The sequence below is a fragment of the Thiolapillus sp. genome (assembly GCF_048562965.1).
GTDB classification, from domain to species: Bacteria; Pseudomonadota; Gammaproteobacteria; order Chromatiales; family Chromatiaceae; genus Thiolapillus; species Thiolapillus brandeum_A.
Genome location: NZ_JBHNMF010001163.1, coordinates 1 through 816, shown reverse-complemented (window position 1 = coordinate 816; position 816 = coordinate 1). Strand labels below are relative to the sequence as shown.

General features: G+C 59.3%; 1 protein-coding gene and 1 pseudogene. One reads left to right on the top strand and one right to left on the bottom strand.

Annotated features, from left to right (window positions below):
* The coding region (locus ACOCD2_RS23045) for a transposase (RefSeq protein WP_419626219.1) at positions 1-458 on the top strand (458 nt) is incomplete at its 5' end.
* A 228-nt stretch (positions 459-686) separates the two neighbouring features.
* Here the strand turns inward: ACOCD2_RS23045 and ACOCD2_RS23040 are convergent.
* Positions 687-816 (bottom strand): annotated as a pseudogene (locus ACOCD2_RS23040) (IS66 family transposase); the annotation flags it as partial.

Sequence of the window (816 nt, the reverse complement as noted above, 5' to 3'; positions counted from 1 at the left end):
GGCGGGTGATCGGCAAGGCGGAATACCTGCCGGGCAAGGCCAATCCGCGTTTTGTCGTCACCAACCTGAGCACCCGTGACGCGGATGCCCAATATTTATACGAAGATCTTTACTGTGCCCGAGGGGAGATGGAAAATCGTATCAAAGAACAGCAACTGGGACTGTTCGCCGATCGCACCAGCAGTGCCACCCTGCGGGCGAACCAACTGCGGCTGTACTTCTCTTCCTTCGCCTATGTCCTGCTGCATGGCCTGCGCCGGCTGGGGCTGACCGGTACGGCGTTCGCCAAGGCCCAGAGCACGACGATCCGTCTGAAGCTGCTGAAAATCGGCGCCCGCCTGCGCCTGACAGCACGCAAAGTCTGGCTGTCCTTCTCGGAAGCATACCCCTACGCCAGCGACATCGCTCAGATCCTGGCCAATCTCAAGCAGCACCCTGCCTGGTCACCCCCTGGATAAACCCTATTACATCCGGCAACGTTGACACAACCGATCAGACTCCGGTGCTGAGGGGCCGGCGCGTCTGTTCCGTCGAAAAAACATCCTCCAGAGCCCCGGGAGAGCGAAAAACACGAGAATCACTTCTCTCGGCGAGTACCTTGGCAGGAGAAATGGGCTATCGGTCTATCTTGGCCACGTCCCGGCGCCCAAAAACGCCGGAACCAGGGGATCGGTGAGCGATGCGGGATAGGCGGCATAGCCGTCGCTGAGCAGCACACCGGAAAAACCCTCGAGCTGTTGTTCGATGTGTGCGCTGCCCCGACTATCCGACCAGGTGAAGCAGATTTCATCATTCTCGCCATAGATCGGCCAGTAC